Here is a 23,912-nt window from a genome sequence, read left to right as displayed (position 1 = left end):
ACAGCGACATTCGAATCTCAACGGGCCACGCGGCCACGCCGTTTTCGTCCCTGGTGGATGCTGCTTACTTTGCCAATGATTGTCGCGGCGCCAGCATGGGCCGATCACCCTGGCCAAAACCAACTCGTGCAAGAAGTGGTGAAGGACACCGGCAAGGATCCGGCACAGCTCAACGCCTTGCTTGATGGCGCGAAAAAGCAGCAGAGCATCCTTAATGCGATCAGCCGCCCAGCGGAAGCGAAGCCCTGGAGTGAATACCGGGAAATCTTCCTGACGCCGGACCGCATCGATGCCGGCATCGATTTCTATCGCCAACACCGCGACTTGCTGGAAAAGATCGGTGCGCAGTATGGCGTGGCGCCGGAATACATCGTCGCGATCCTCGGCGTGGAAACCTTCTATGGACGCAACACCGGTAAGTACAAAGTGCTCGATGCGCTGGTGACGCTGGGTCTGTACTACCCGCCGCGCGCCACGTTCTTCCGCAATGAACTGAAGACCCTGCTGGAGTTGCCGGACAACCATCTCGCCGGCCCCGTCGACACCTTAACCGGCTCGTATGCCGGTGCACAGGGCTGGGGCCAGTTCATGCCGAGCAGCATTCGCGACTTTGCCGTGGACGAAGACGGCGACGGCCACATCGACCTGCAGAATTCGCTGCCCGATATCCTCGCCAGCGTCGCCAACTATTTCGCCAAGCACGGCTGGGTTACCGGCGGTGCGGTAGCGGCACGTGCGCAGCCTGACGGTGCTGCGAAAGTATTGGAAGTGAAAGACTCCACACCGCAGTGGACCATCGAACAACTGGAAGCCTGGGGCTACGCGCCCATCCAGCATCTCGATCCCGGCGCCAACAGCTCGGTGCAGAAATTTCAGGGACTCAACGGTCCGGAATACTGGTTCACCTTCCAGAATTTCTATGTGATCACGCGCTACAACCGCAGCCCGATGTACGCGATGGCCGTGAATCAGCTGGCGCAGGCGATTGCCGAAGGCGTCAACGCAACGGAGCCTGCCACGCAATGAGGGCGGCCTGGCGCCTGCCCTGGCTGCTCGCGACGTTGCTGGTGCTGGCCGGCTGCAGCGGGCATAGCAACACGCGGCCGTCCACGTCTTCGTCGTCGCGAAGCGGCAGCGCGGGAGCCTATACGTCGGGCGGCGTTTATGACGATACCAGCCGCTCGCAGAGCAGTCGTTATCGCGACGGCGCCGACAGCATTCCGGATGGTCCGCCACCGGATGTGAGCCAGTTGCCCGAGCCGGTGCCGAAAGTCGAGCCGCGTTCGTTGTACGGCAACAAGTCGCCATACACGGTGCTCGGCCGCACTTATAGCGTGCTGCCCACAGCACGTGGCTACGATGAGCGCGGCATCGCTTCGTTCTACGGCAGCAAGTTCCACGGCTACAAGACCTCGAATCTTGAGGACTACGACATGTACAAATTCACCGCTGCCAGCACGGTGCTGCCGCTGCCGAGCTACGCACGGGTGACCAATCTGCAAAACGGCAAGAGCGTGATCGTGCGCATCAACGATCGCGGCCCGTTCCATGAAGACCGCGTGATCGACCTGTCCTACGCCGCTGCGGTGAAGATCGGCGTGTGGCCCAAGGGCACTGGTCTGGTGGAAGTGCAGGGCATCGATCCTTCCGCGCCGCCGCAGGATGAAGCCCCACCGCCGCCGGTGGTAGCGCCCTCCGCGCCGCCGCCCGGCATCTATTTACAGGTTGGCGCCTTTGCCGATCCGGCCAATGCCCAGAAAGTCGCGGACCAGCTGCGCGTGGCGAATTTCGCTCCGGTGCAGGTGGTGGATGCGACCATTGGCGGCCGGCTCGTGCACCGCGTGCGCGTTGGGCCGCTGGCTGACGTGGATGCCGCCGACCGGGTAACGGCCCAGATCGATCAAATGGGTCTGCCTCACCCGCAGGTCGCGGTAGACTGAGCGTTTCCCCCTTGTAGCGGCGCCTGGCGCGCCGATGATTGAAGAAAAACGGATGTAAGCCCACGATGAATCTGTTCCGCCGCCCCCTGTACGTCCTTGCCGCCGCCGCGTTGGTGTTTGGCGCCAGTGCCATCGCCCAGCAAACGCCGACTCCCAACCCGCTGCCCCCCAAGCCGACACCCAACGTGCCAGCGCCCGTCGCGGTGCAGGTACCGGTGCCGCCGCCGCCGGATGTCGACGCCAAGACCTGGGTGCTGATGGATTACGCCACCGGCCAGATCCTCGCGTCCAAGGATGCGGATGTGCGCGTGGTGCCGGCATCGATCACCAAGGTGATGACGGATTACGTAATCTCTGCGCAGATCGCCTCGGGCAAAATTCACCTCACCGACCAAGTCACCATCAGCGAGCACGCATGGCGCTCGGGTGGTGCGGGCACGGATGGATCCACCAGCTTCCTCAAGCTCAATAGCCAGGTACCTTTGAAAGATCTGCTTTACGGCATGATCATCCAGTCGGGTAACGATTCCGCTATCGCGCTGGCCGAACACACCGCTGGTTCCGAAGACACCTTCGCCAATCTCATGAACGGCTATGCCAAGCAGCTCGGCATGGTGAACACGCACTTTGCGAATGCGTCGGGTTATCCGGTCGACGACCACTACACCACCGCGCATGACGTCGCGATCCTCACCCGTGCGCTGATCCACGACTATCCGGAAGACTACGCCATCTCCGCGATCAAGGAATTCGAGTGGAACGGCATCAAGCAGGGTAACCGCAACACACTGTTGTGGCGCGATCCCAGCGTGGATGGCGTGAAGACCGGCCATACCGCTGAAGCAGGCTTCTGCCTCGATGCCTCGGCCAAGCGCGGCGACCAGCGCATGATCGCGATCGTGATGGGCGCCAGCAGCGAAAAGGCGCGCGCGGATTCGGCGATGGCGTTGCTCAACTACGGATTCCGCTTCTTCGAAACGCACAAGCTGTATGAAGCCGGCAAGCCGCTGACCACGCCGCGCCTGTGGAAGGGTGAAGAAGACCAACTGCCGCTGGGCGTCGAGCAGGATGTGCTGGTGACCGTGAAGACCGGCGACTACGACAAGCTCAAGGCGACGATGGATATCCCGTCCACCCTGATCGCGCCGTTCAAGAAGGGCCAGCAGGTTGGCACCTTGCACGTCACCGAAGACGGCCAGTCGATCCTGGACGTGCCGTTGGTCGCGATGAACGATGCGCCGCAAGGCGGCTTCTTCAAGCGCTTGTGGGACAGCATCCTGCTGTGGTTCCACGGCAGCGACAAGAAGTAAGCAACAAGCCCCCTCTCTGTGCCGAGAGGGGGCGTTGAGATCATGTGTTCGAGATCATCTGAAAGCAGGAGAGCGCCGATGAAAGACCTGGGCGACATCAAGGCTCAACAAGAAGGTCAGGGTTTCCAGTTTCCCGGCGAGTTTGAAATCACCGCGATGGGCAATGCCAGCTCGGATCTGAAAGCCCGTGTGCCAGAGATTCTGGAAGGCATCGGCCTGCACGTGCTGCACGAAACCGTGCGGCACAAGCATTCACGCGAAGGTAACTTTCTCTCGGTGACGGTCAGCTTCCGCTGCGATACGCGGGAGCAATACGACCTGGCGCACAGCGCGTTGCGTGCAGATCCGGATATCCGTTTTACGCTGTGACCCTGGCGCGGGAATGCTCTTTCTCCGGGACGAGCGGATTAACGCGCCATGCGACTCCCTCCCTGCACAAGTCGGCGAGGGGGCAAGGCAATCTCGCGGTAAACCCCCATCATGCGGCAAGTTTGTACAAGTTCACCTCGCCCGCCCTCGCTGCGCAGAGGGGTGAATAAAATGGCGCTAGTACAACTGTCACTTGCAAGCCTTGCTGGCCGGCCACAGATTGGCCCCATCCCCATGCAGGCCTGATCCATGTCCCTCCCGCTGAAAATCCGCCGCCTGGGTCGCCAACCCTACGAGTCGGTCTGGCAGGCGATGAGCGCCTTCACCGACAACCGCACGGCTGAGACCGTCGACGAACTCTGGGTGCTGGAGCACGATCCCGTCTTCACCCTGGGCCAGGCCGGCAAGATGGAGCATGTCTTGGCCCCGGGCGAGATTCCCGTGGTGCCGGTGGACCGAGGTGGTCAGGTCACCTATCACGGCCCCGGCCAGATCGTGGCTTACCCGCTGATCGACCTGCGTCGGGCCGGGGTGGGGGTGCGCGAACTGGTCAACAAGATCGAGCAGGCCCTTATCGATACGTTGGCGCATTGGAATATCGAGGCCGTGCGCCGCGAGGGCGCCCCCGGCGTCTATGTGGCCGACGCCAAGGTCGCCGCCTTGGGGCTGCGGGTCCGGCGGGGTTGCAGCTTCCACGGGCTGGCCTTCAATGTGAACATGAACCTGGAACCTTTTCACCGCATTAATCCTTGCGGTTACAAGGGTCTGGCGGTCACGCAGGTGCTAGACTTGGGCGGTCCGTCGCGGCTGGCGGATGTCGAAGAGGCGCTGATCGGCGAATTTTGCCGACAGTTCGGCTTCGATGCTGAACCGGCTGCCCCCCTTATTCCCGAACTCCCCGCTCGCGCGGCGGTCTGACCTACTTCATGAGCGATACGTCCGCTTCATCCACGAAGACTATTCCGATCAGCGTCGTCAGCGGTACGCCGGTTGTCGAAAAGCAGCTCGGCAATGACAAGATCGCGCTCAATCGCGCGGGCTTCGACGCCGCTGTGCCGACTCTGCGCAAGCCGAGCTGGATCCGCGTGCGCCTGCCGCAAGGCAACGCCGTGCAGCAGTTGAAGGCGCGCCTGCGCGAGAACGCATTGGTGACGGTGTGCGAGGAAGCCTCGTGCCCGAACATCCACGAGTGCTTCAGCAAGGGCACCGCCACCTTCATGATCCTTGGCGAAGTGTGCACACGCCGCTGCTCGTTCTGCGATGTGGCGCATGGCCGCCCCGCGCCGCCCGATCCGCTGGAGCCGGCACGCCTGGCCGAAACCATCCGCGACATGCGTCTGAAGTACGTGGTGATCACCTCGGTGGATCGCGACGACCTGCGCGATGGCGGTGCCGAACATTTCGCCTCCTGCATTCGCGCAGTACGCCATGCCGCCCCGAACATCCGCATCGAAATCCTCACACCGGATTTCCGCGGCAAGGGCCGCATGGAGCGCGCGCTGGAAGTGCTGAAGGATTTTCCGCCGGATGTGTTCAATCACAACCTGGAAACCGTGCCGCATCTGTATCGTGAAGTACGTCCGGGCGCCGATTACCAGTGGTCGCTGGACCTGCTCAAGCGCTTCAAGGCCCAGCATCCGGACGTGCCCACCAAGTCGGGCATCATGCTTGGCCTGGGTGAAACCTACGAGCAGGTGATCGAGACCATGCGCGACCTGCGCGCGCATGACGTCGACATGATCACCATCGGCCAGTACCTGCAACCCACGCCGCATCATCATCCGGTGGTGCGTTACTGGACGCCTGACGAATTCGAAGCGCTGCGTGTGGCCGGTGAGGCGATGGGTTTCCATCACGTCGCCTCCGGTCCGCTTGTGCGCTCCTCCTACCATGCCGACCTGCAGGCCCATGCAGCTGGCGTCACCGAGCAAGCCTGAAGAGAAATGAGCCTGACTTCATATTCCAAGTACCTCGCATTGCGCCTGAGTACCCGTCAGGTGGCAGTGCGTGGCGCAGCGCCTGACTGGCTGTCAGGTCCAGCCGCGCGCTGCCGCATGGCGGGTACTCAGGCGCAACCCGAAGGGCCGGGTCTGTTTGCCCTCATGGCCGCATCATCATTCAGTCGTGTATCGACATACACTCCCTCATTCTTCCTTGCCCTGCGGGCAAACAGCTCTCGGTGCGAGGTACTTGGAATATGAAGTCAGGCTCTATGACCTTTCGTTTTCGTCCCCTGCTTGCACTGCTGATCGCATTCAGCGTTACCGCCTCCGGCGCGGCATTGGCCCAGTCGGCCGCCGACATGGGCGCTTCCACGTCGCGCAAGGTGTCGGAGCTGCCGCTTAAGCCGACTGACACCGAAACCAACGCGGCGCTGATGTCGGCGCACTTGCTCACCCGCTACCACTACGACGCGCAGCCGCTCGACGACGCGATGTCGCAGAAGATCTACAGCTTGTATTTCAAGTTGCTGGATGGCGAAAAGGTGTTCTTCACGCAGGAGGACATGGCGAAGTTCGCCCAATACAAGACGCAGTTCGGTAACGAGATCTGGAACAGGGATCTGTCCGGCCCGTTCAACATCTTCAACCAGTACGTCATGCGCGCGATCGACCGCATGACCTACGCGCGCAACCTGTTGAAGCAGGGTTTTGACTTCACCACCAACGACACTTACAACATCGACCGCAAGAACGCCGACTGGCCGAAGGACAAGGCCGAGTTGGACGACTTGTGGCGCAAGCGCACCATGAACGACTGGTTGCGTCTGAAGCTCGCCGGCAAGACCGATGACGAAATCCGCAAGACGCTCGACAAGCGCTACAGCAACTACATTGACCGCGTGAAGCAGCTGGATGGCGAAGACGCCTTCCAGACCTTCATGACCGCGTACGCCAACTCCACCGATCCGCACACCGATTACATGGGCCCGCGCCAGGCCGAGAACTTCGATATCACGATGAAGCTCTCGCTGGAGGGCATCGGCGCCGTGCTGCAGGCACGCGACGACTACACCCAGATCCGTGAACTCGTGCCTGGCGGTCCGGCGGTGAAGTCCGGCAAGATTCATGTCGGTGATCTGGTATTGGGCGTCGGTCAGGGCGCAACCGGCGCCATCACCGATGTGGTGGGCTGGCGCCTGGACGACGTGGTCAACCTGATCCGCGGCAAGAAGGACACCACGGTGCGCCTTGAAATCGTGCCCGCTGACCAGGGGCAGGATGGCAAGCATGAGATGATCACGCTGGTGCGCCAGAAGGTGACCATCGAAGAACAGGCCGCCAAGAAGAAAGTCGTCGAGATCACCGATGGCGGTGTCACCCGCAAGATCGGCGTGATCGAGCTGCCGATGTTCTATTCCGATTTCGGTGCACGCAGCGAAGGCGACAAGAACTTCAAGAGCGCCACTCGTGACGTGGCCAAGTTGCTGGGCGAACTGAAAGCCGACGGTGTGCAGGGTGTGGTGATCGATCTGCGCAACAATGGTGGCGGCTCGCTGTACGAAGCCAATGAGCTCACCGGCCTGTTCATCGACCAGGGGCCGGACGTGCAGGTGCGCGACGCGCGCGGCCAAGTGCAGCCCCTGGGTAAGGACGATCCGTCAGCGATGACCTGGAGCGGTCCGCTGGCAGTGCTGGTCAACCGTGGTACGGCCTCGGCGTCGGAGATCTTCTCCGCGGCGATCCAGGACTACGGCCGCGGCCTGGTTATCGGCAACCCCACCTTCGGCAAGGGCACGGTGCAGACGCTGATCGATCTCAACAAGCTGTCTTCCGATCCCTCCGGCAATTCGTTCGGCCAGCTGAAGATGACCGTGCAGGAATTCTTCCGCATCAACGGCGGTTCCACGCAGTTGAGGGGCGTGACCCCGGACATCCTGTATCCGAACAACGGTGACGAGAAGGAATTCGGCGAATCGACCTACGACAACGCGTTGCCGTGGACGCAGATCCCGCCTGCTGACTACAAGCCGGTGGCCGACATGAAGGCTTATCTGCCGCAGCTTCAACAGTTGCATGACGAACGCGACGCCAAGTCACCGGCGTGGCAGTTGATGCTGGATGAAATCGCGCAGTACAAGAAACTTTCCGATCGCACCACCATCTCGCTCAACTACGACCAGCGGCAGACGGAGCGCAAGCAACTGGATGCGATCCAGGCGGAATTCCGCGCACGTCACAAGGCCATCGACGGCAGCGATTCCGCAGAGGCCGATGAAGACAGCCAGCTCGACGACGGTCTGAACCCGAGCGAGCGCAGCCTGAAGAGTGAGCTGAAGGAACAGGAAGACGCCAAGAAGGCACCCGATCCGCAGCTGCAGGAAACCGCGCACATCCTGTTCGACGCGATTGGCCTGATCAACGCGAATCCGAAGCTGGCGGCGCAAGTGTTGCCCTACGGTGGTAAGGAGAACGCCAACATGGCGGTAGCGGCGAGCGCCGCGTCCTCGCCTCTGCCGGCGTCACCCGGCCCTTCCAGCGCAGCCGCTACGCCAGCGCAGGATGCCGCCAAGAATGCACCTGCAGCGCCGGCGGCACCGAGTTCGAGTGGCGGCCACTGAGTTTGCACACCATCCGATGATGGAAAAAAGCAGCGCCTCGGCGCTGCTTTTTTTATGCGCCCGGCATAGAGGGAAAGTCGGCCACAGCAGACTCCCTTCGGGTCAAAGTAGGGGAGAGCTGGGCTGGGGTTGTACAGTCTTGCGAAGAACCCTGGGCTGCATGCAGGGGAAAAACGGAGACTCTGCCCATGAACGAGTTATCCAACCTCGCCCTTGCCGGTGGCCTGGCCTGGGCCAGCGGCATCCGCCTTTACGCCACGCTTTTTCTCGCCGGCCTGCTGGGTAGGCTGGGTTATGTGGATCTGCCTCCCGGACTGGCGGTGCTCAGCCACAACTGGGTACTGATCGTGTCGGGCGTGTTGATGGTGGGCGAATTCCTCGCCGACAAGATCCCAGTCTTCGACAGCGTGTGGGATTCCATCCAGACCTTTATTCGTATTCCGGTCGGCACCTTGCTGGCGTGGGGTGTGTTCAAGAATGCGGGTGCGGATCAGCAGATCATCGCGGCGCTGCTCGGTGGCGCGGTGGTGACTGGTACGCATCTGGCCAAGTCAGGTGGGCGGGCATTGATCAACACCTCGCCGGAACCTTTCAGCAATTGGGGTGCGAGCGCGGGCGAGGATGTCTCGCTACTGGGCATCTTCTATCTGATGTTTGCGCACCCGCTGGTACTGCTGATCCTGCTCGCGCTGTTTCTGCTGCTGTTGTGTTGGCTGTTGCCGAAGATCGTGCGGGGATTGCGGGTGTTGATGCAGCGTTTGCGTAGCGCGGGTGCTTGGTTATCCGGGACAACCCGAACACCCAATCTTTAGCGTCGAATTTTGACCTTGCCTCACCGTCATCCCGGCGAAGGCCGGGATCCAGCGACTTGATGTGCAAAAGGCACTGGATCCCGGCCTTCGCCGAGATGACGATGGGGCGATATAGCGTTTACGGCGTTAGTCCAGCTAATCAACGTGCGCGATAGCGCTTCTGCAACAACGCAAAAATCGCACGCAAACCCATCGCTTCGCCGCCACGCGGACGGCCCGGACGATCAGCATCGTTCCAGGCATATGTATCCAGATGCACCCACGGCAGGCCTTCCGGAATAAAGCGTTCCATATACAGCGCTGCCGTAATCGCACCCGCATGGCGCGATGGCCCGGCGTTGGCAAAGTCAGCGAGATAGGATTCCAGCATCTTGCGGTACGGACGCCACAGCGGCAGGCGCCACACCGGATCGGCAACAGTGCGGCCGCAAGCCAGCGCTTCTTCAGCCACCGCATCGTCGTTGGCGAACAGCGCCGGCAGATCCGGGCCGAGTGCAACGCGTGCGGCGCCAGTGAGTGTGGCGAAATCGAGGATCAAATCCGGTTTCTGCTCTGCGCCGTAGGCCAGTGCATCGCAAAGCACCAGGCGGCCTTCTGCATCGGTGTTGTCGATTTCGACACTGTGTCCGGCGCGCGTCACCACCACATCGCCCGGTCGCAAGGCGTTGCCGGAAACGGCGTTCTCCACCGCGGGAATCAGCAGGGTCAGGCGCACGGGCAGTTTCGCCTGCATCACCAAGCCGGCCAGTGCGATAGCATGTGCTGCGCCGCCCATATCCTTCTTCATCCAGCGCATGCCGTCGGAAGGTTTCAGATCCAGGCCGCCGGTGTCGAAGCAAACGCCCTTGCCGACCAGCACCAGCTTGGGATCGGTGGCTTTGCCCCAGCTCAATTCGATCAGGCGTGGCGGACGATGGCTCGCGCGGCCCACAGCGTGAATCGTGGGAAAGTTGTCTTCCAGTAATTCATCACCGACCCATTCGCGTACCTTCCCTTTGTGCGCTTTGCCAAGCTGCTTCACGGTGTCGGCAAGCTGCTTCGGGCCCATGTCTTCGGTGGGCGTGTTAACCAGATCGCGCACCAGGCTGGTGGCTTCGATCAGCGGCGCAAGTACGGCGAGCGTCTTGGCATCCACGGCCAGCATGGCCGATGCGCGCTTGGCCTTGCGATAACGGGTGAACTGATACGCACCCAGCGCCCAGCCAAGTGCCGCGAGCTGCGGGTCGAGTGCGACGCTTTCGTTGGCCAGCGCGTATTCGCCCGCCGGCAAGCTTATGGGCAGGGCAGCTAGCGCAGCCAGCGACTCTTTGCGATCCACGCCGACAAGCACACGTGCCAGCTTACCCTGCGCATCCGCCAGCAGGCACACGCTGCCGGGTGACCCGTCGAAGCCGTTTTCATCGAGCCAGCTGCGTTGTGCTGCGCTCAGTCGCTTGCGCGTAGCGGCGAGCTGGTTGGCATCGGTGGCTTCGATCGGGGTCGGGAGGTGGCGGCTGGCGCGGAGTTCGATCAGGGCAGACATGCGATTCCTTGCGCATGTCGCTACATGCGCGTGTCAGAGGCGATGACTGCACATGATGCGCGTTTTTGGGAGGCTGATCAAAGGCAACCCATGCGGGAAGCGTGGGTGGGTGCAACGTAACCCGCCCTACGCGTGGTGCTGGTCGAGCCACTCCACCAACATGGCGAGATCGGGCAGATTCAGATCCGGCGCGGCACCCAATGCACCAGGCCATGGATGTCCGTCACGATTGATCCAGGCGGTGCGCAAGCCAGCCTCGCGCGCACCCACGACATCCAGCTCCGGATCATCGCCCACATGCAGGATGTTTTCCGGCGCCACGCCCAGGCGCTCCGCCGCGGCGAGGAAGATGCGTGCATCGGGCTTGGCCAAGCCAATATCGCGCGCCGCGATCTGATGTGCGAAGTGCAGATGCAGGCCGATGCGTTCGAGGTCGGCATTGCCGTTGGTCAGACTCGCGACCGGCCATTGGGCGCGCAGGCGTTCCAGTGCGGGCAGGGCGTCGGGGTAGAGTTCCACGCTGTTGCGTGCGCTGGCGTAGATCTCCCACAGGGCATCCAGCGGCGCTTCGGCGATGCCGCAGGCATCGAACGCTCTCTGCATGGTGATGTAGCGCTGCGCCGTGAAGTCGTGCGCCAGATCGGTGCGCTCGGCAGCGACGCGGGCGCGCAGCTCGCGCATGACGGGAATGGGCCAGGTACGCGCCACCTGCGGGTAGTGCTGGCGCAGGTAGTTGTCCAGATCGCGGTCGGCGCGTTCAAGGGCCGGCATGACCGGCCACAGCGTATCGTCGAGATCAATGGTGATGGCGAGGATACGCATAGGAGAAGTGAGTGATCAGGTGTGAGAAGCGCGCATGTGCATGGTCATGCTTCTCCGCTTCTCACGCCTTTAGGGTTGCTCGCGGATCAGCGTGATTCGATGCGCAGCACTTGACCGGTGCGCACCGTGTTGTCTTTCAGATGATTCCAGCTACGGATTTGCGCGACTTCCACACCGTGCTTGCGGGCGATCGAATACAGGGTTTCACCCGCACCGACACGATAGCTGCGCGCCGGAGCTGCCTTGGTGGCAGCGCTGGCGAGCTTCTTCGCATCGGCTTTCTTTTCGACGACGGTGGCGGTCTTGGTTGCCTTGGCCGAGGCCTTGGCGATATTCACCTTGCCAAAGCTTACGTAGGCATCGGCAGTGACCTTGGCGAAGCTGGCGCCATGGCTGCTGGCATCGGCCACGGTGAAGGCATCACCGTGCACACCTTTGATGCTACTCAGCTCGGGCGCGGCAACTACCGAGCCGGAAACGTTCTTCAGATCCGGCGTAGCTGCCACGGCCGTGCGCGAAGCGGCCGCAACCGCAGCCGGCGTCACCGGGCGAACCGGCGCGGCCGAAGCCACCTGGGTCGGCTCGGCGCTGGCATGCGCACCGACAGCGGCAAGGATGCGGCTGCGGCGCGAGCTGTCCATAGCGACCAGGGCGTTGCCATCGGCGTAGGGCAACAGGTCATGTGCGCGCAGTACGGCGACACCCTTCGGGCTCTGCGTGAAATCGACAAAATCCTTCGCAGCCGCTGCATTCGGGCTGCTCGGATTGGTCACCAGATAGAGTTCCGTGAAGAGCGGATAGGTGCCGCTGGCAACGCTGGACGTGCTGGGTGCTACACCATCGATATGCAGCATCTTGATCTTGGGGTTGCCTGCCACGCTGGAGAGCGTGGTCACGCCGAACGCGCGCGGATCGAGTTCTACCGAGGCTTCCAGCTGCGTGGTGTTCACATACAGACGCGGCGCGGCGACCGGCTGGCTGCCGCGACCGAACAGCAGCTTGCGCAGGCTGAACTCCACGCCATCGCCCGGGCTGGCCACGGCGAATACGTCCATCGGCGAGTCATTGCCGCCCACTTGGTTCCAGTTGGTGATCTTGCCGAAGTAGATGTCGTGCACTTGCTGCAAGGTCAGATTGCTGACCGGATTGGACGGGCTGGTGACCAGCACCAGGCCATCCCACGCCACCGGTGTAAAGGTCAGGCCGCTATCGACCGCGCTGCCGGAACTCGGGCGTGCGCTGCCAGCGATATCGGCGGCGCCACTGGCCACTGCATCCAGGCCGGAGGCAGTGTTGAAGGGCTGCATTTGCAGGGTGCCGTGACCTGCCACCTGCCACGCCTTCGCCATGCCTTTGACTACACCGTTGCCGGTCACGACGTCGCCGCGCCATGTCAGCGATTGCGTGGCCGCAGCAAGCACCACAGTGGAAAGACCGGCGCTGATCAGTGCGACGGAAAGCAGGCGGGTAATACGAAGTGGCATAGGGATGCGCGACCTACATAGAGGGGAATGGTGCTCTGGTGCCGTCCGCTGCAAGGTACTGCGGCGGCGGGATAGTGGTATTTCAGCGGCCCGGAGGCAAAACATCAAGCGAAAACATCAAGTGTGTTCATGTAGTTGCGTCAAAGACCTGATTGAGACGGAACGGTCGGAAGGTGATCTCCGACACGTTCCGTACCAAGTTGCTACTGAATCACCACGTAATTGAGCCCGTCATCGGTCGCCACCAGCAGTACCAACTGGCGCGGACGGGCGGCAGCAAGTCCCTGCAAATCCCGCAGATTCGTGATGCGGCGATTGCCGATACCGACGATCACATCATCCTTCGACAGCCCAGCCTGGGCAGCGCGGCTGTTCGACGCCACGTTGGCGATCGTGACGCCGGAGAGCCCCTGGCTGGCCTGTTCATCGCTCAGGTCGCTGAACGTGACGCCCGCAAGGCGCGGATCGAGCCGGCCGCCATCGAGCGTGGCGACCTTCTCTGGTGCGAGCTGAGCCGTAATCTGCCGTGTGTTGCCATTGCGCAGCACACTCAGGTTGACCGTGCTGTTGGCTGGCAGCAGACCTTCGGTATTGTTGAGCTCATCGGCGCTGTGCAGCGCAGTGCCATTGATCGAGGTGATCACGTCACCGGTTTGCAGGCCGGCGCGATCCGCCGGCGAGCCGGGCAGCACGCGCGTCACCACCGCACCGTTGTTGTCTTTCAGTCCAAGCAGCTTGGCAATGTTCGGTGTGATGTCCTGGGTCTGCACACCGAGGTTGCCGCGACTTACCTTACCGTTCGCGATCAGCTGTTGCATGACCGTGCTGGCGATCTTGCTGGGAATCGCAAAACCAATGCCGACGTTGCCGCCCGACGGCGACAAGATCATCGTGTTGATGCCTATCAGCTCGCCGCGCAGGTTCACCAGCGGACCGCCGGAGTTGCCCGGATTGATCGACGCATCGGTCTGGATGAAATTCTGGAAGCTCGATCCACCCAGTCCCGAGCGCCCAAGCGCCGACACGATGCCCGATGTCACCGTCTGGCCCAAACCAAATGGTTCACCCACGGCCACCACGAAATCGCCCACGCGCAAGGTGGACGAGTCGGCAATCGGCAACGCCTGCAGATGATCCGCAGTGATTTTCACCACCGCCACGTCAGTGGCCGGATCGGTGCCGACCAGTGTGCCTTTGAAATTGCGGCCATCCTGCAGCGTCACCGTGATGTCGTCGGCGCCGCCCACCACGTGATTGTTGGTGAGGATGTATCCCTTGTCCGCATCCACGATCACGCCCGAGCCCAAGCTCTGTTCCGTCTGTTCACGCGGCAAGCCATTCAGGCCGAAAAACTGCCGGAACACCGGATCGTCGAAGAACGGATTGCGCACCCGCACCCGCGTCTTGGTGGAGATATTCACCACTGCCGGCGTCACCTTTTGCAGCATCGGTGCAAGTGAGGGCAGGGGTTGGCCATCGACGATGGGCGGTAGCGCGTGGGCTTGTGCGGCCAGTGGCAGCGCAGCGATCGAGGCGATGGCAAAGGCAGAAGCAATACTGCGAAGGAAACGGTAACGCATGAAGTCTCCAGGTCGAGGATCGATAGTCTGGCTTGTTCGACTGAATGCCGCGTAGGCGGTTCCCAACAAATGAGACCGGGTTAGCACTTTACATCCACCTGTCGCGGGGGTAACGTTCGCCTACGTTCGCAACCACAACATCTTGTGTGCAGATACCGGCTGATGACCCAATACTGGTATCTGGCGAGCAACGTCGGCAAGGGGGCTGATGCTGTTCAGAGCGTAACGCCAGGCCCGATTCATGCACGGAGCATGAGTCAGGCGTGATCGGGTCGGTACCGGTCAACTGACGCAGTCATTTCGATCTATAAGAAAGAAACCAACGGGGCCGTGAGGCCACACCGGGAGGTCAGGAAGCCGATGAGCACCTTGCGTGCAACAACCATAGGCCGCGATGCCGCTGCCATTCCACTGCAGCCCGCGTCGCAGGACATTTGGGACAAGAAATACCGCCTGCGCACCAAGTCGGGTGAACCGGTGGACGACACCATCGACGACACTTGGCAGCGCGTCGCGCGCGCCTTGTCCGAGGTGGAAGCGACGCCCGAATTGCGCGAGCACTGGTTCGAGCGTTTCCTGTGGGCGTTGCGCCGCGGGGCGATTCCCGCTGGCCGCATCACATCCAATGCTGGCGCGCTGGCCCACAAGCCGGCGACCTCCACGATCAACTGCACCGTGTCCGGCACGATCCGCGACTCGATGGACGACATCCTCGAAAAGGTGCACGAAGCCGGTCTCACGCTAAAGGCCGGCTGCGGTATCGGCTACGAGTTCAGCACGCTGCGTCCGCGCGGCGCGTATGTATCCGGTGCGGGTGCTTACACCAGCGGCCCGCTGTCGTTCATGGATATCTACGACAAGATGTGCTTCACCGTGTCGTCCGCCGGCGGCCGTCGCGGCGCACAGATGGGCACGTTTGATGTCAGTCATCCAGACGTGAAGGAATTCATCCGCGCCAAGCGCGAAGACGGACGCCTGCGCCAGTTCAACCTCTCGTTGCTGATCACCGACGGCTTCATGCAGGCGGTGGAGCACGATCAGGACTGGCCGCTGGTCTTCCCCGTGCACGTCAAGGAAAAGGACGAGCTCGATCTCGACGACGCCAGCAAGATCGTCTGGCGCGAGTGGCCCACCCACGAAAACTACGTCGAGCGCGAAGACGGCTTGGTCGCCTGCAAGATCTACGGCCACATCCGCGCACGTCACCTGTGGGACATGATCATGGTCTCGACGTACGACTACGCCGAGCCTGGGTTCATCCTCATCGACAAGGTGAACGAGATGAACAATAACTGGTGGTGCGAGCACATCCGCGCCACCAATCCGTGCGGCGAGCAGCCATTGCCCCCTTACGGCTCCTGCCTGCTCGGTTCGGTCAACCTCACCACCTTCGTGCGCGATCCGTTCGGTCCGAAGGCCCGCTTCGATTGGGACGAATACCGCGAAGTGGTGAAGATCTTCACCCGCATGCTCGACAACGTGGTGGAGATCAACGGCCTGCCGCTGGAGCAGCAGCGCAACGAGATCCTCGGCAAGCGCCGCCACGGCATGGGTTTCCTCGGCCTGGGCAGCACCATCACCATGCTGAAGATGCGCTACGGCGCCGCCGAGGCTGTGGCCTTCACCGAAGATGTCTCGCGCGAGATGGCCGTGGCTGGCTGGGAAGTGGCGCTGGATCTGGCCAAAGAGAAAGGCCCCGCACCGGTGCTCGCCAAAAACTACACCGTCACCGGCGACATGCTGCGCAAGCGCCCGGAAATGGTCGAAGACGGCTACAAAGTCGGTGACTTGATCCCCGGCCGCGTGCTGCACGCCAAATACAGCCGCTACATGCAGCGCGTGGCGACCGTGGCGCCCAATCTTGTTAAGGAGTTGGCCGAAACCGGCGCGCGCTTCACTCATCACACCTCCATCGCGCCCACCGGCACCATCTCGTTGTCGCTGGCCAACAACGCCAGCAACGGCATTGAGCCCAGCTTTGCGCATCACTACTCGCGCAACGTGATCCGTGAAGGCCGCAAGACCAAGGAGAAGGTGCCGGTGTACAGCTTCGAGCTGCTCGCCTACCGCGCCCTGATCAACGCCGAGGCCATGCCGTTCAGCGAAGACATCAAGACCAAGCTGCCGGATTACTTCGTTTCCGCCGACGACATCTCGCCCAAGGAGCACGTCGACATTCAGGCTGCGTCGCAGTTGTGGGTGGATTCTTCCATCTCCAAAACCGCTAACGTGCCTACCGATTACCCATACGAAGACTTCAAAGACATCTACTTCTACGCCTATAAACAGGGCCTCAAGGGCTGCACCACGTTCCGCTTCAACCCCGCTGCATTCCAGGGCGTGCTGGTAAAAGAAGCCGATCTGGAGAACACCCTCTACCGCTTCGAATTGGAAGACGGTAGCGTTGTGGAGCTGAAAGGCAACGAAGAAGTGGAGTACGACGGAGAGATGCACACCGCTGCCAATCTGTTCGATGCCTTGAAGGAAGGCTATTACGGAAAATTTTAGTTGTGGCATGTAACGCAAATTCGCGCTACGTTTTTGCTCACACCGTAATAGACTTACGGCAAGTTCCATAACAAACGTCCGGAGGGGAATACCCGCATGTCTATCGAGACCGAGTTCGAAGTTCACCAGGAAGATCTGCTTGTACCGGCTGCGCCGGCGAGCGAAGAAGCCGCTGCCGCTCCGAAGAAGGCCCGCCGCAAGCGCGCTGCCAAGAAGGCTGCCGCCCCGGCCAAGAAAGCTGCCAAGAAGGCAGTGAAGAAGGCCGCCAAGAAGGGCGCTGCCAAGAAGGCAACGAAGAAAACCGCCAAGAAAGCGACCAAGAAGGCAGCGAAGAAGGCTGTCCGTAAAGTCGCCAAGAAGGCCGCAAAGAAAGCCAGCAAGGCCGTGAAGAAGACGGCTCGTAAAGCTGCAAAGAAGGTCAGCAGCAAAAAGACGGCCCGTAAGGTCGCAGGTAAGAAGACGGCCAAAAAGGCCGCCAGCAAGAAAACCGCCAAGAAAGCGGTGAAGAGGTCCACTGCCAGCAAGAAGGCAGGCCGTAAGGTGACCAAACGCGTCGCCAAGAAGGCTGCCCGCAAGAAGTAAGCAATACGGATCCGGCCCGGCGTAAGTCGGGCCGGATTTCTTTTTCTCCCTCTCCCTTCATATAAGCACATGTTCGGGTGAGGCATGCTTTTCTCCCTCTCCCCTTCGGGGAGAGGGTTGGGGTGAGGGGCCAATCTCGCCTCAGCACTTATCCACGCCAAACCCCATCGCAACCCAGGCAACGCACCGCGACACCTCAGGAGTTCCATCCATGACGATCAAGATCGAAAAGAAGATCAAGGGCTACCAGGTCGTCACACCCGAGGACAAACTCGCGCCCGCTGCCGCCGCATCCGCCGTCGAGCCCAAAGAGGCCGCCATCGCGGAAGTCATCCAGATGCACGAGAGCCTGGAGCGCCCCGAGGCGCTGATCGGCTCCACCTTCAAGATCAAGTCACCGCTGTTCGAGCACGCGCTCTACGTCACCATCAACGACATCGTGCTCAACGCCGGCACTCCCTACGAGCAGCGCCGTCCCTTCGAGATCTTCATCAACTCGAAGAACATGGACCACTTCCAGTGGATCGTCGCGCTCACCCGCATCCTCTCCGCCGTCTTCCGCAAAGGCGGCGACGTCACCTTCATCGTCGAAGAGCTCAAGGCCGTCTTCGACCCCCGCGGCGGCTACTTCAAGGCCGGCGGCGTCTACATGCCCAGCATCGTCGCCGAAATCGGCGCGGTGATCGAACAACACATGAAGAACATCGGCCTCATCCACGATCCCGAGATGAGCGATGCCCAGCGTGCGTTGATCGCTGAAAAGCGCGCCGCTTACGAAAACGCTGCTCAAAAAAAAACTGAGCTGAGCCCCACTGACGCTGATACCAATGATTCGGCAGGCTTTCCGCCGGGCGCGACGTTGTGTGCCAAGTGCAACACCAAGGCCCTGGTGTTGATGGACGGATGCCAGACTTGTTTGAATTGTGGTTATTCCAAGTGCGGCTAAGATCGACGAAAGTGTGCAAGTGTTAGCAGCGGGGCGGCATTTTGTCGCCCTTTTTGCTGGCAAATAGTGGATTTCAAAACGAGGGAACTTTATGAAATTCCGAAAGATCGCATTGGCGGCGGGCTTGCTGGTGTCCAGTGCCGTGCAGGCAGGCCCGTACTCCGATGAATTGTCAAAATGCATGGTGGGGAAGAGCACCATGGATGATCATATGGTCCTTGTACAGTGGATGTTTGCCGCGATGTCGCGGCATCCAGCAATTGCACCCATGGCTAAGATTTCCGATGCCGACTTGGACAGGATCAACGAGCAAGCGGCGAGCTTGTTCATGCGAATGTTGACGGTGACCTGTCGAGATGAAGCAAAATTGGCACTGAAGAATGAAGGCGATATGGCACTGCAACACGGCTTCAACCAGTTGGGTGAGCTTGCAGGAAGAGAGCTGTTCATCAATCCGGATGTTATGAAAGGTATGTCCGGGTTGTCGAAGTACATCGATAGAAGCAAGATCGATGAATTGAAGCAATAAATGATAAAAAACGGTAGCAGCTTCACTTGTTACAACAAACTTCGATTGAGCGTTCGTCGATTCCAGGGGAACGTACAAAATAAAGGAGTCAGAGTACTTTTTCAGTAGACAAAGTACTCTGACTTTTTTTCTTTTCTCACAAAGCCACAGGACTGAGATTTCTACCTGCCGGATTAAAGTTCTCAAGCCCCGAAAGCGGATTTTGCTTCTCTGAGATACTCGGCGAGACGTCTCGGAGCGTGGCCGATAAGCGATTCGACATGGTCCGTCACGATGGAGAGATTGCCCGCGCGCGTCTCCGCTTCCGCCGACACCAGAACAGATACAAATATCTCAGGAACGCCAGCGGCTTTCAGTCCTGCAGCGAATTGCCCATCGGTCACGTGAGCGACGGAAAGGATCCTGCCTGTCGCTTGGCTAGCGAGGCGAGCAATGTCTTCGGTAGACAGTGCCTCAGAGCCTGTAAGCGTATACGTCCTGCTTTCCGAAGCTGAAGTCGTGAGCGCTGCAGCCATGGCTTCAGCAATGTCCTCACGTCCGACATACGAGGTTCTCCCGCCTTCGGCTGCCGAGTGCCACTGCCCGCTCTTTAGGGCATTGGGGAGCGCGCGAAGCAGGTTCTCCTGATACCAGCCGTTTCGAAAAATCACATAGGGCAGGCCGGTGGCCTTGATGGCCTGCTCGGTTCCCAGATGGTCGGGCGCGAAGGTCAGAAGCGAACTGTCCGGATTGGGCTGAGACGTATAGGCGAGACGCTTTACGTCTGCGGCGACGGCCGCCGAGACCGCATTGCGATGCTGCTTCAGGCGTGTATCTGTTCCGTCCAATGCATCCGTCGAAATAATGAGGACGGTGCCGGCTCCGTTGAAAGCCTCAGCCAAGCCACGCGAGTCTTCGAAGTCTGCCCGGCGCACCTCGATGCCTGCCGCAGCGAGGTCAGCCAGCTTCTCAGGGCTTCGGGTGCCAGCGATGATGCGATGGGGCGCTACGCCGCGTGCAAGCAACTGCTTAATAACCAGCCGCCCGAGTTGACCGGCCGCACCGGTCACAAAAATTTTGTCGTTCATGTATTAGGCTCATTCCGAGTGTTACTCTCAAACTGAGAGTGCCTCAATAATCAGGCGTTCGCAGGTACGCGTAAAGAAGGCAGTTTTTGAGGAGTTAGTTACCAAATGGGAACTACCAAAGCGACGACGAGTGCTCTCAAAACGAAGCTCGAGGGAGCCAGGGCAAAATACGGCGTGTCTACAAATTGCCCCGTGCGCGACGTCATTGACGTCATCAGTGGCAGGTGGAGTTCGTTGCTGATGACTGCACTGGCTGAGCAACCCTACCGATTCGGAGAACTTCGTCGGCTCGTGCCAGACATATCGCAGCGAATGCTCACGCAGACGCTTCAAGCGTTACAGCGCGACGGCTATGTGCATCGAGAGGTCTTCCCAACCAAACCGCCAGGCGTGGAATACAGCCTGACCGACCTCGGTCGTTCGATGTTTGAAGCGCTACATGTGCTGCTGCAGTGGGCGGAAGATAATCACGATGCGGTTACAGCGGCTCGCGACGACTTCGATAGCGAGAGGGAATCTGCTTAAGACACGTAGAGGCTAGCAGGCTGTTAAAACACCTCGCCGGACGGTAAAACGCGGGGCAGAGTGCACTTTTGAGAAAGTCGATTCTGACTTGGTTTTGACCAGCGCACCGGTTGGAACGGCATTGATGTTGCGTAGTTGGCTCCGATATCGGTCATCGTTGACCATATCTTTCGGATTTACCTGACTTCACGGGTGAGCGCATTTGGCTTCAATGGGTGACCAGTGATCTGAGGAAAGGAGAACCTCATGTCCACGTGCGGCAACCGCAATTGCCCGGTGTGCTACTCACAGCCTGAGTCGATGCTTCAGGAGCCCACACCTACTTGGCCTTACGACGAACAGTTACGCCTAGCGAGTCGCGATAACAAGCCGGCGTGTAATCTCCCCTACACGATCTCGCTAGGCTCTGACGACAAGCTATCAGGAGCGACGGACGTTGATGGTCGTACCAAGCGCCTCGGTACCCAGCGACCAAGCAGCGTCATGTCAATCACCCTGACTCCACCACCATCTGCCAAGGAGGTGGTGTGTTGTGCCGCGACGGAGGCGGATATGGCCAGGGAGCGCATCTACATCAAGTCTGAAACCCACACTATCGCGACCACCAACGACACCGAAGTGGGCGCTTCTGTCGCCAAGGTGGAACTGCCAGAGGGACGCAAACGCCGCGTTACCTCAGGCGAAATCACTATGGCGCGCACGGTGTTCGGCAGGGGCGTGGACTACGACAAGGTCTGGGTGCACCACGGCGGCTGGTGGCTTTTTATGGGCAGGCAGGATCCGAACACGGCGGTTACGCCCAATGGGGAAATGTATTACCCCAATGCGATTTACCAGTATGACTTTTCATCGCCCCAAATCGATCCACGAAACAGAGCCCTGTTCATGCATGAGATGGTACATGTCTGGCAATACCAGATGGGCTACGCCGTGAAGCGGCATGGCCTTACCGTCACCAGCCGCGGCGAATCTGCATATGCATATCGCTTGACGCCTGACAGCCATTTATGCGATTTCAATATGGAGCAGCAGGGCAACATCATGTCCGATTACTACATGATTTGCGTCCTTCAAAATCCAGCGAAGGCATTCAATCCCGGTAACAATCCGGAGTTGTTGCGCAAAGTGATGGAGCCTTTTATCGCCAATCCACGCGACAAGAACCATCTTTCCAGATAGGCGAGATATCTGACATGAAGCACTGCGCCACTATCCCCTTCTTACTACTCGCTATGAGTTGTGGCAATAACGCAAACGCTACATCATTTTTTCCGAATCCATTGCATATTAGGCAAATTTCGGCTGTTCCAGCCGCCTGTTTGCCGGAAGTTGATGGTAAAAGCATTGAAATGAAGCGCGCATACGTGATGGAGAACTCGTTGTGGGGAGGCAAGGTTGAGCATCAATGGATCATCGAGCTGATCCCAGGTGCAATGCCATTGACATTGCGTCCTGGCGACTGTGTTGCTTTTGGCACGCCCATTCGGGGCTATGGGCAGCGTGACGGACTAAAGCTGCTTGAAGAGGGTAAGACCTACGTCTTTGTACTTGAACGAAGCGATCGTCTTAACGAGCGAGTTAGCAGGAATTACGTCGGAGCATTCTGTGTCATGCGTCTATCAGATGGCCATCTTGCTTACCTGCCCTACATCGATCACCCGGACGGCACGACGACATATCCGCCTTGTGGCAGTCGCATCGGTGGGCCGCCTGCGCCCGATGGCATCACGCCTCCGAACATGCCATGAAGTCTCCTATCGTCTACGAGAAATCGCTCGGATCGCTTTTCTTCTAGGCTTCTTATAGGAATGGGCCCTAAACCCGTACCTTAAACTGAGATGTAGCTAGGACGTCAGCCTATGATGCGTAAGCTTTCATGGTTTTTCTTCGCGTTAGCTTGCATTGGCGTTCCGGCTTATGCCAATTGGGCGCTTGAACGAGATGTCGAGGCGCAACGTGCTGCGCATGCCGCTGCTTGTGGTCTTGTAGCTATGGGAATCATATTCTTTAGCGCCATCATGATGGCTTTTTTATCAGCTCTTGCTGGCGTGTTCGGCTCCATATCCTTTCGTTCTCTAAAGAGACCGAGGCCAAAACGTCGAATCCTAGAGTTAGTGGTGCTGCTTGTTCCCGCTTTGGTTGGCGCGGCGTTTGTAGCGTTGTTTTACTTAGTAATCTGATGGACGGCGAAATGGGACCTCTGCGTTTGGAAAAACCAAGGTTAGAAATAGTCCTGGGTGTCCTCTACTTTCATGATTTTCCAGTTTTCGCCTTGCTTGCGTAAAAAGACAAGGATGCTCACTTTGTCTGAAGAGCCGAAGGTGACGGGTACAACGGCAACATCTTTCAGCATGATTGCCGGGTGGGGCGCAATGTTGCTTGCCCAATCTTTTTCGTCAAAATCTTGAACTTTTGTGAAGTAATCCGCGTTGCCTGGCAACTTGCTGCGGCGATAGTCATTTCTTAGTGCGTCGACCGTTCGCTTTTCGACATACGTGTAGATGTTGTTGTCGAGTAGAGGATATTTCAGTTGAGACTCGAGCTGTATGTACCACGAATAAAAAGCTCTAATGTCGGACTCAGGAGTCGATTCATTTTGTGCCGATGCGGCTTGGGCGACAAACGTGCAGATAAAGACCAGTAATGACACCACAACAAGAGAAAGTTTCTTAGTCATGTGACTTCTCAATCGTGACGGTGAATTTTGTAGGGCGGTTGAGCATTTCTGTACTCGGGGCCTGGATAGAAGCCTTGAGGGCCAGGGCGCTGTTCGAAATCAGAAACCCAAATGGTTCCGTCAAAGATGGCCATGTGGCCTTGTGGGTGACCGTCTCCTCAAGGATTTTTCAGGAGGGTAGTTCTGTTGGGAGACGGGGAGCTGTCAGAAACCGACTAAAAAACTTTCGGAACATGCTCTTAAAGCGTAGGCGGATAAAAATGCTTTTTTGAGGAAACGAATCCGACTTCTTTTTCTTAAAACTATTCGAATTGCCGTGCTGATATGATCGCGCCGCTCTATTAGGAGCGTGCTGAGGAGAAGTGTCGTGTCAACTAACAATTTCTGCTTTTGAGCGCAGCAGCAAACGCCGTAAAGGATTCCCTTCCGAGCAGCAGGTAAAGAAAGGCACTCGTGTCGTCCATGGCAATAAGGAATTGTTTCGAGAAGCTTGGACGTAATGATCCATGCCCCTGCGGTTCCGCGAGGTTGTTTCAAGAACTGCTGCCTAAGTACCGGCAAGTTCGATGGCGTAGGGCGCCACTACTATGTGAGATAAGAAAGGGCGGCTCTTTAGCCGCCCTTTTTATTTGGGCTTATTGATAACGGTATCAGGTTGAGCTATTACAAGGCGGTTCC

The 23,912-nt window shown here is 59.5% G+C and carries 23 protein-coding genes; 17 read left to right on the top strand and 6 right to left on the bottom strand.

Annotated features, from left to right (window positions below):
* Positions 1 to 75: 75 nt before the first annotated feature.
* The 8 genes from mltB (at position 76) to ISN74_RS16520 (ending at position 8,992) form a co-directional block, all read left to right on the top strand.
* The gene (gene mltB / locus ISN74_RS16555; RefSeq protein WP_229679384.1) at positions 76 to 1,026 is read left to right on the top strand and encodes a lytic murein transglycosylase B; all 951 of its coding nucleotides are present in this window, start codon (positions 76 to 78) and stop codon (positions 1,024 to 1,026) included.
* Positions 1,023 to 1,940, top strand: a complete 918-nt coding sequence (locus ISN74_RS16550; RefSeq protein ID WP_188800262.1) for a septal ring lytic transglycosylase RlpA family protein — start codon at positions 1,023 to 1,025, stop codon at positions 1,938 to 1,940. The genes mltB and ISN74_RS16550 overlap by 4 nt, the downstream gene beginning before the upstream one ends.
* Before the next feature lie 65 nt (positions 1,941 to 2,005).
* Complete coding sequence (locus ISN74_RS16545; RefSeq protein WP_188800261.1) at positions 2,006 to 3,250, top strand: D-alanyl-D-alanine carboxypeptidase family protein; 1,245 nt, start codon at positions 2,006 to 2,008, stop codon at positions 3,248 to 3,250.
* 78 nt (positions 3,251 to 3,328) lie between these two features.
* Positions 3,329 to 3,619 (top strand): DUF493 family protein, encoded by a 291-nt coding sequence (locus ISN74_RS16540; RefSeq protein WP_188800260.1) that lies wholly within the window; start codon positions 3,329 to 3,331, stop codon positions 3,617 to 3,619.
* Positions 3,620 to 3,868: 249 nt separating this feature from the next.
* Positions 3,869 to 4,537, top strand: coding sequence for a lipoyl(octanoyl) transferase LipB (gene lipB, locus ISN74_RS16535; RefSeq protein ID WP_188800259.1), 669 nt, complete (start codon positions 3,869 to 3,871; stop codon positions 4,535 to 4,537).
* An 8-nt stretch (positions 4,538 to 4,545) separates the two neighbouring features.
* A complete protein-coding gene (gene lipA / locus ISN74_RS16530; RefSeq protein ID WP_188800258.1) occupies positions 4,546 to 5,556 on the top strand; it encodes a lipoyl synthase in 1,011 nt (336 codons plus the stop codon).
* Positions 5,557 to 5,831: 275 nt separating this feature from the next.
* Complete coding sequence (locus ISN74_RS16525; protein WP_188800257.1) at positions 5,832 to 8,180, top strand: carboxy terminal-processing peptidase; 2,349 nt, start codon at positions 5,832 to 5,834, stop codon at positions 8,178 to 8,180.
* Between the two features lie 188 nt (positions 8,181 to 8,368).
* Positions 8,369 to 8,992 carry a DUF4126 domain-containing protein gene (locus ISN74_RS16520; protein ID WP_188800256.1) on the top strand — a complete coding sequence of 208 codons (624 nt, stop codon included), beginning with the start codon at positions 8,369 to 8,371 and terminating at the stop codon, positions 8,990 to 8,992.
* A 139-nt stretch (positions 8,993 to 9,131) separates the two neighbouring features.
* Here ISN74_RS16520 and ISN74_RS16515 read toward each other — a convergent pair whose 3' ends face one another.
* The 4 genes from ISN74_RS16515 to ISN74_RS16500 form a co-directional block, all read right to left on the bottom strand.
* Positions 9,132 to 10,514 (bottom strand): leucyl aminopeptidase family protein, encoded by a 1,383-nt coding sequence (locus ISN74_RS16515; protein ID WP_188800255.1) that lies wholly within the window; start codon positions 10,512 to 10,514, stop codon positions 9,132 to 9,134.
* 126 nt (positions 10,515 to 10,640) lie between these two features.
* Complete coding sequence (locus ISN74_RS16510) at positions 10,641 to 11,336, bottom strand: HAD family hydrolase (protein ID WP_188800254.1); 696 nt, start codon at positions 11,334 to 11,336, stop codon at positions 10,641 to 10,643.
* A gap of 86 nt (positions 11,337 to 11,422) precedes the next feature.
* Positions 11,423 to 12,820, bottom strand: coding sequence for a LysM peptidoglycan-binding domain-containing protein (locus ISN74_RS16505; RefSeq protein ID WP_188800253.1), 1,398 nt, complete (start codon positions 12,818 to 12,820; stop codon positions 11,423 to 11,425).
* 203 nt (positions 12,821 to 13,023) lie between these two features.
* Entirely contained in the window at positions 13,024 to 14,400 is a 1,377-nt protein-coding gene (locus ISN74_RS16500; RefSeq protein ID WP_188800252.1) for a DegQ family serine endoprotease, read from the bottom strand.
* Positions 14,401 to 14,760: 360 nt separating this feature from the next.
* On the opposite strand from ISN74_RS16500, the gene ISN74_RS16495 reads away from it, so the two are divergent.
* The 4 genes from ISN74_RS16495 (at position 14,761) to ISN74_RS16480 (ending at position 18,965) form a co-directional block, all read left to right on the top strand.
* Entirely contained in the window at positions 14,761 to 16,908 is a 2,148-nt protein-coding gene (locus ISN74_RS16495) for an adenosylcobalamin-dependent ribonucleoside-diphosphate reductase (RefSeq protein WP_188800251.1), read from the top strand.
* A gap of 96 nt (positions 16,909 to 17,004) precedes the next feature.
* Positions 17,005 to 17,490, top strand: a complete 486-nt coding sequence (locus tag ISN74_RS21280) for a hypothetical protein (RefSeq protein ID WP_188800250.1) — start codon at positions 17,005 to 17,007, stop codon at positions 17,488 to 17,490.
* 211 nt (positions 17,491 to 17,701) lie between these two features.
* A complete protein-coding gene (locus ISN74_RS16485; RefSeq protein WP_188800249.1) occupies positions 17,702 to 18,436 on the top strand; it encodes a TSCPD domain-containing protein in 735 nt (244 codons plus the stop codon).
* Positions 18,437 to 18,527: 91 nt separating this feature from the next.
* Positions 18,528 to 18,965 carry a hypothetical protein gene (locus tag ISN74_RS16480; protein ID WP_188800248.1) on the top strand — a complete coding sequence of 146 codons (438 nt, stop codon included), beginning with the start codon at positions 18,528 to 18,530 and terminating at the stop codon, positions 18,963 to 18,965.
* A 182-nt stretch (positions 18,966 to 19,147) separates the two neighbouring features.
* Here the strand turns inward: ISN74_RS16480 and ISN74_RS16475 are convergent, their stop codons facing one another.
* Entirely contained in the window at positions 19,148 to 20,032 is an 885-nt protein-coding gene (locus tag ISN74_RS16475) for an SDR family oxidoreductase (RefSeq protein WP_188800247.1), read from the bottom strand.
* Between the two features lie 105 nt (positions 20,033 to 20,137).
* Between ISN74_RS16475 and ISN74_RS16470 the strand changes: the two genes are divergently transcribed.
* The 4 genes from ISN74_RS16470 to ISN74_RS16455 all read left to right on the top strand — a co-directional run bounded on the left by ISN74_RS16470 (position 20,138) and on the right by ISN74_RS16455 (position 22,737).
* Complete coding sequence (locus ISN74_RS16470; protein WP_188800246.1) at positions 20,138 to 20,557, top strand: winged helix-turn-helix transcriptional regulator; 420 nt, start codon at positions 20,138 to 20,140, stop codon at positions 20,555 to 20,557.
* Between the two features lie 483 nt (positions 20,558 to 21,040).
* On the top strand, positions 21,041 to 21,736 hold the full coding sequence (locus tag ISN74_RS16465; protein WP_188800245.1) for a hypothetical protein: 696 nt from the start codon (positions 21,041 to 21,043) through the stop codon (positions 21,734 to 21,736).
* Positions 21,737 to 21,750: 14 nt separating this feature from the next.
* Entirely contained in the window at positions 21,751 to 22,305 is a 555-nt protein-coding gene (locus ISN74_RS16460) for a hypothetical protein (protein WP_188800244.1), read from the top strand.
* Between the two features lie 111 nt (positions 22,306 to 22,416).
* On the top strand, positions 22,417 to 22,737 hold the full coding sequence (locus ISN74_RS16455) for a hypothetical protein (RefSeq protein ID WP_188800243.1): 321 nt from the start codon (positions 22,417 to 22,419) through the stop codon (positions 22,735 to 22,737).
* 41 nt (positions 22,738 to 22,778) lie between these two features.
* On the opposite strand, the gene ISN74_RS16450 is transcribed toward ISN74_RS16455, so the two are convergent.
* Positions 22,779 to 23,234 carry a DUF3828 domain-containing protein gene (locus tag ISN74_RS16450; protein WP_188800242.1) on the bottom strand — a complete coding sequence of 152 codons (456 nt, stop codon included), beginning with the start codon at positions 23,232 to 23,234 and terminating at the stop codon, positions 22,779 to 22,781.
* Between the two features lie 462 nt (positions 23,235 to 23,696).
* Between ISN74_RS16450 and ISN74_RS21350 the strand changes: the two genes are divergently transcribed.
* The gene (locus tag ISN74_RS21350) at positions 23,697 to 23,876 is read left to right on the top strand and encodes an SEC-C metal-binding domain-containing protein (protein ID WP_203546634.1); all 180 of its coding nucleotides are present in this window, start codon (positions 23,697 to 23,699) and stop codon (positions 23,874 to 23,876) included.
* Positions 23,877 to 23,912 lie beyond the last annotated feature (36 nt).

The sequence above is a fragment of the Dyella caseinilytica genome (assembly GCF_016865235.1).
In the GTDB taxonomy this organism is placed as follows: domain Bacteria; phylum Pseudomonadota; class Gammaproteobacteria; order Xanthomonadales; family Rhodanobacteraceae; genus Dyella_B; species Dyella_B caseinilytica.
The sequence above is the reverse complement of the archived record's forward strand: the minus strand, read 5'-3'. Positions and strand labels throughout refer to the sequence as shown.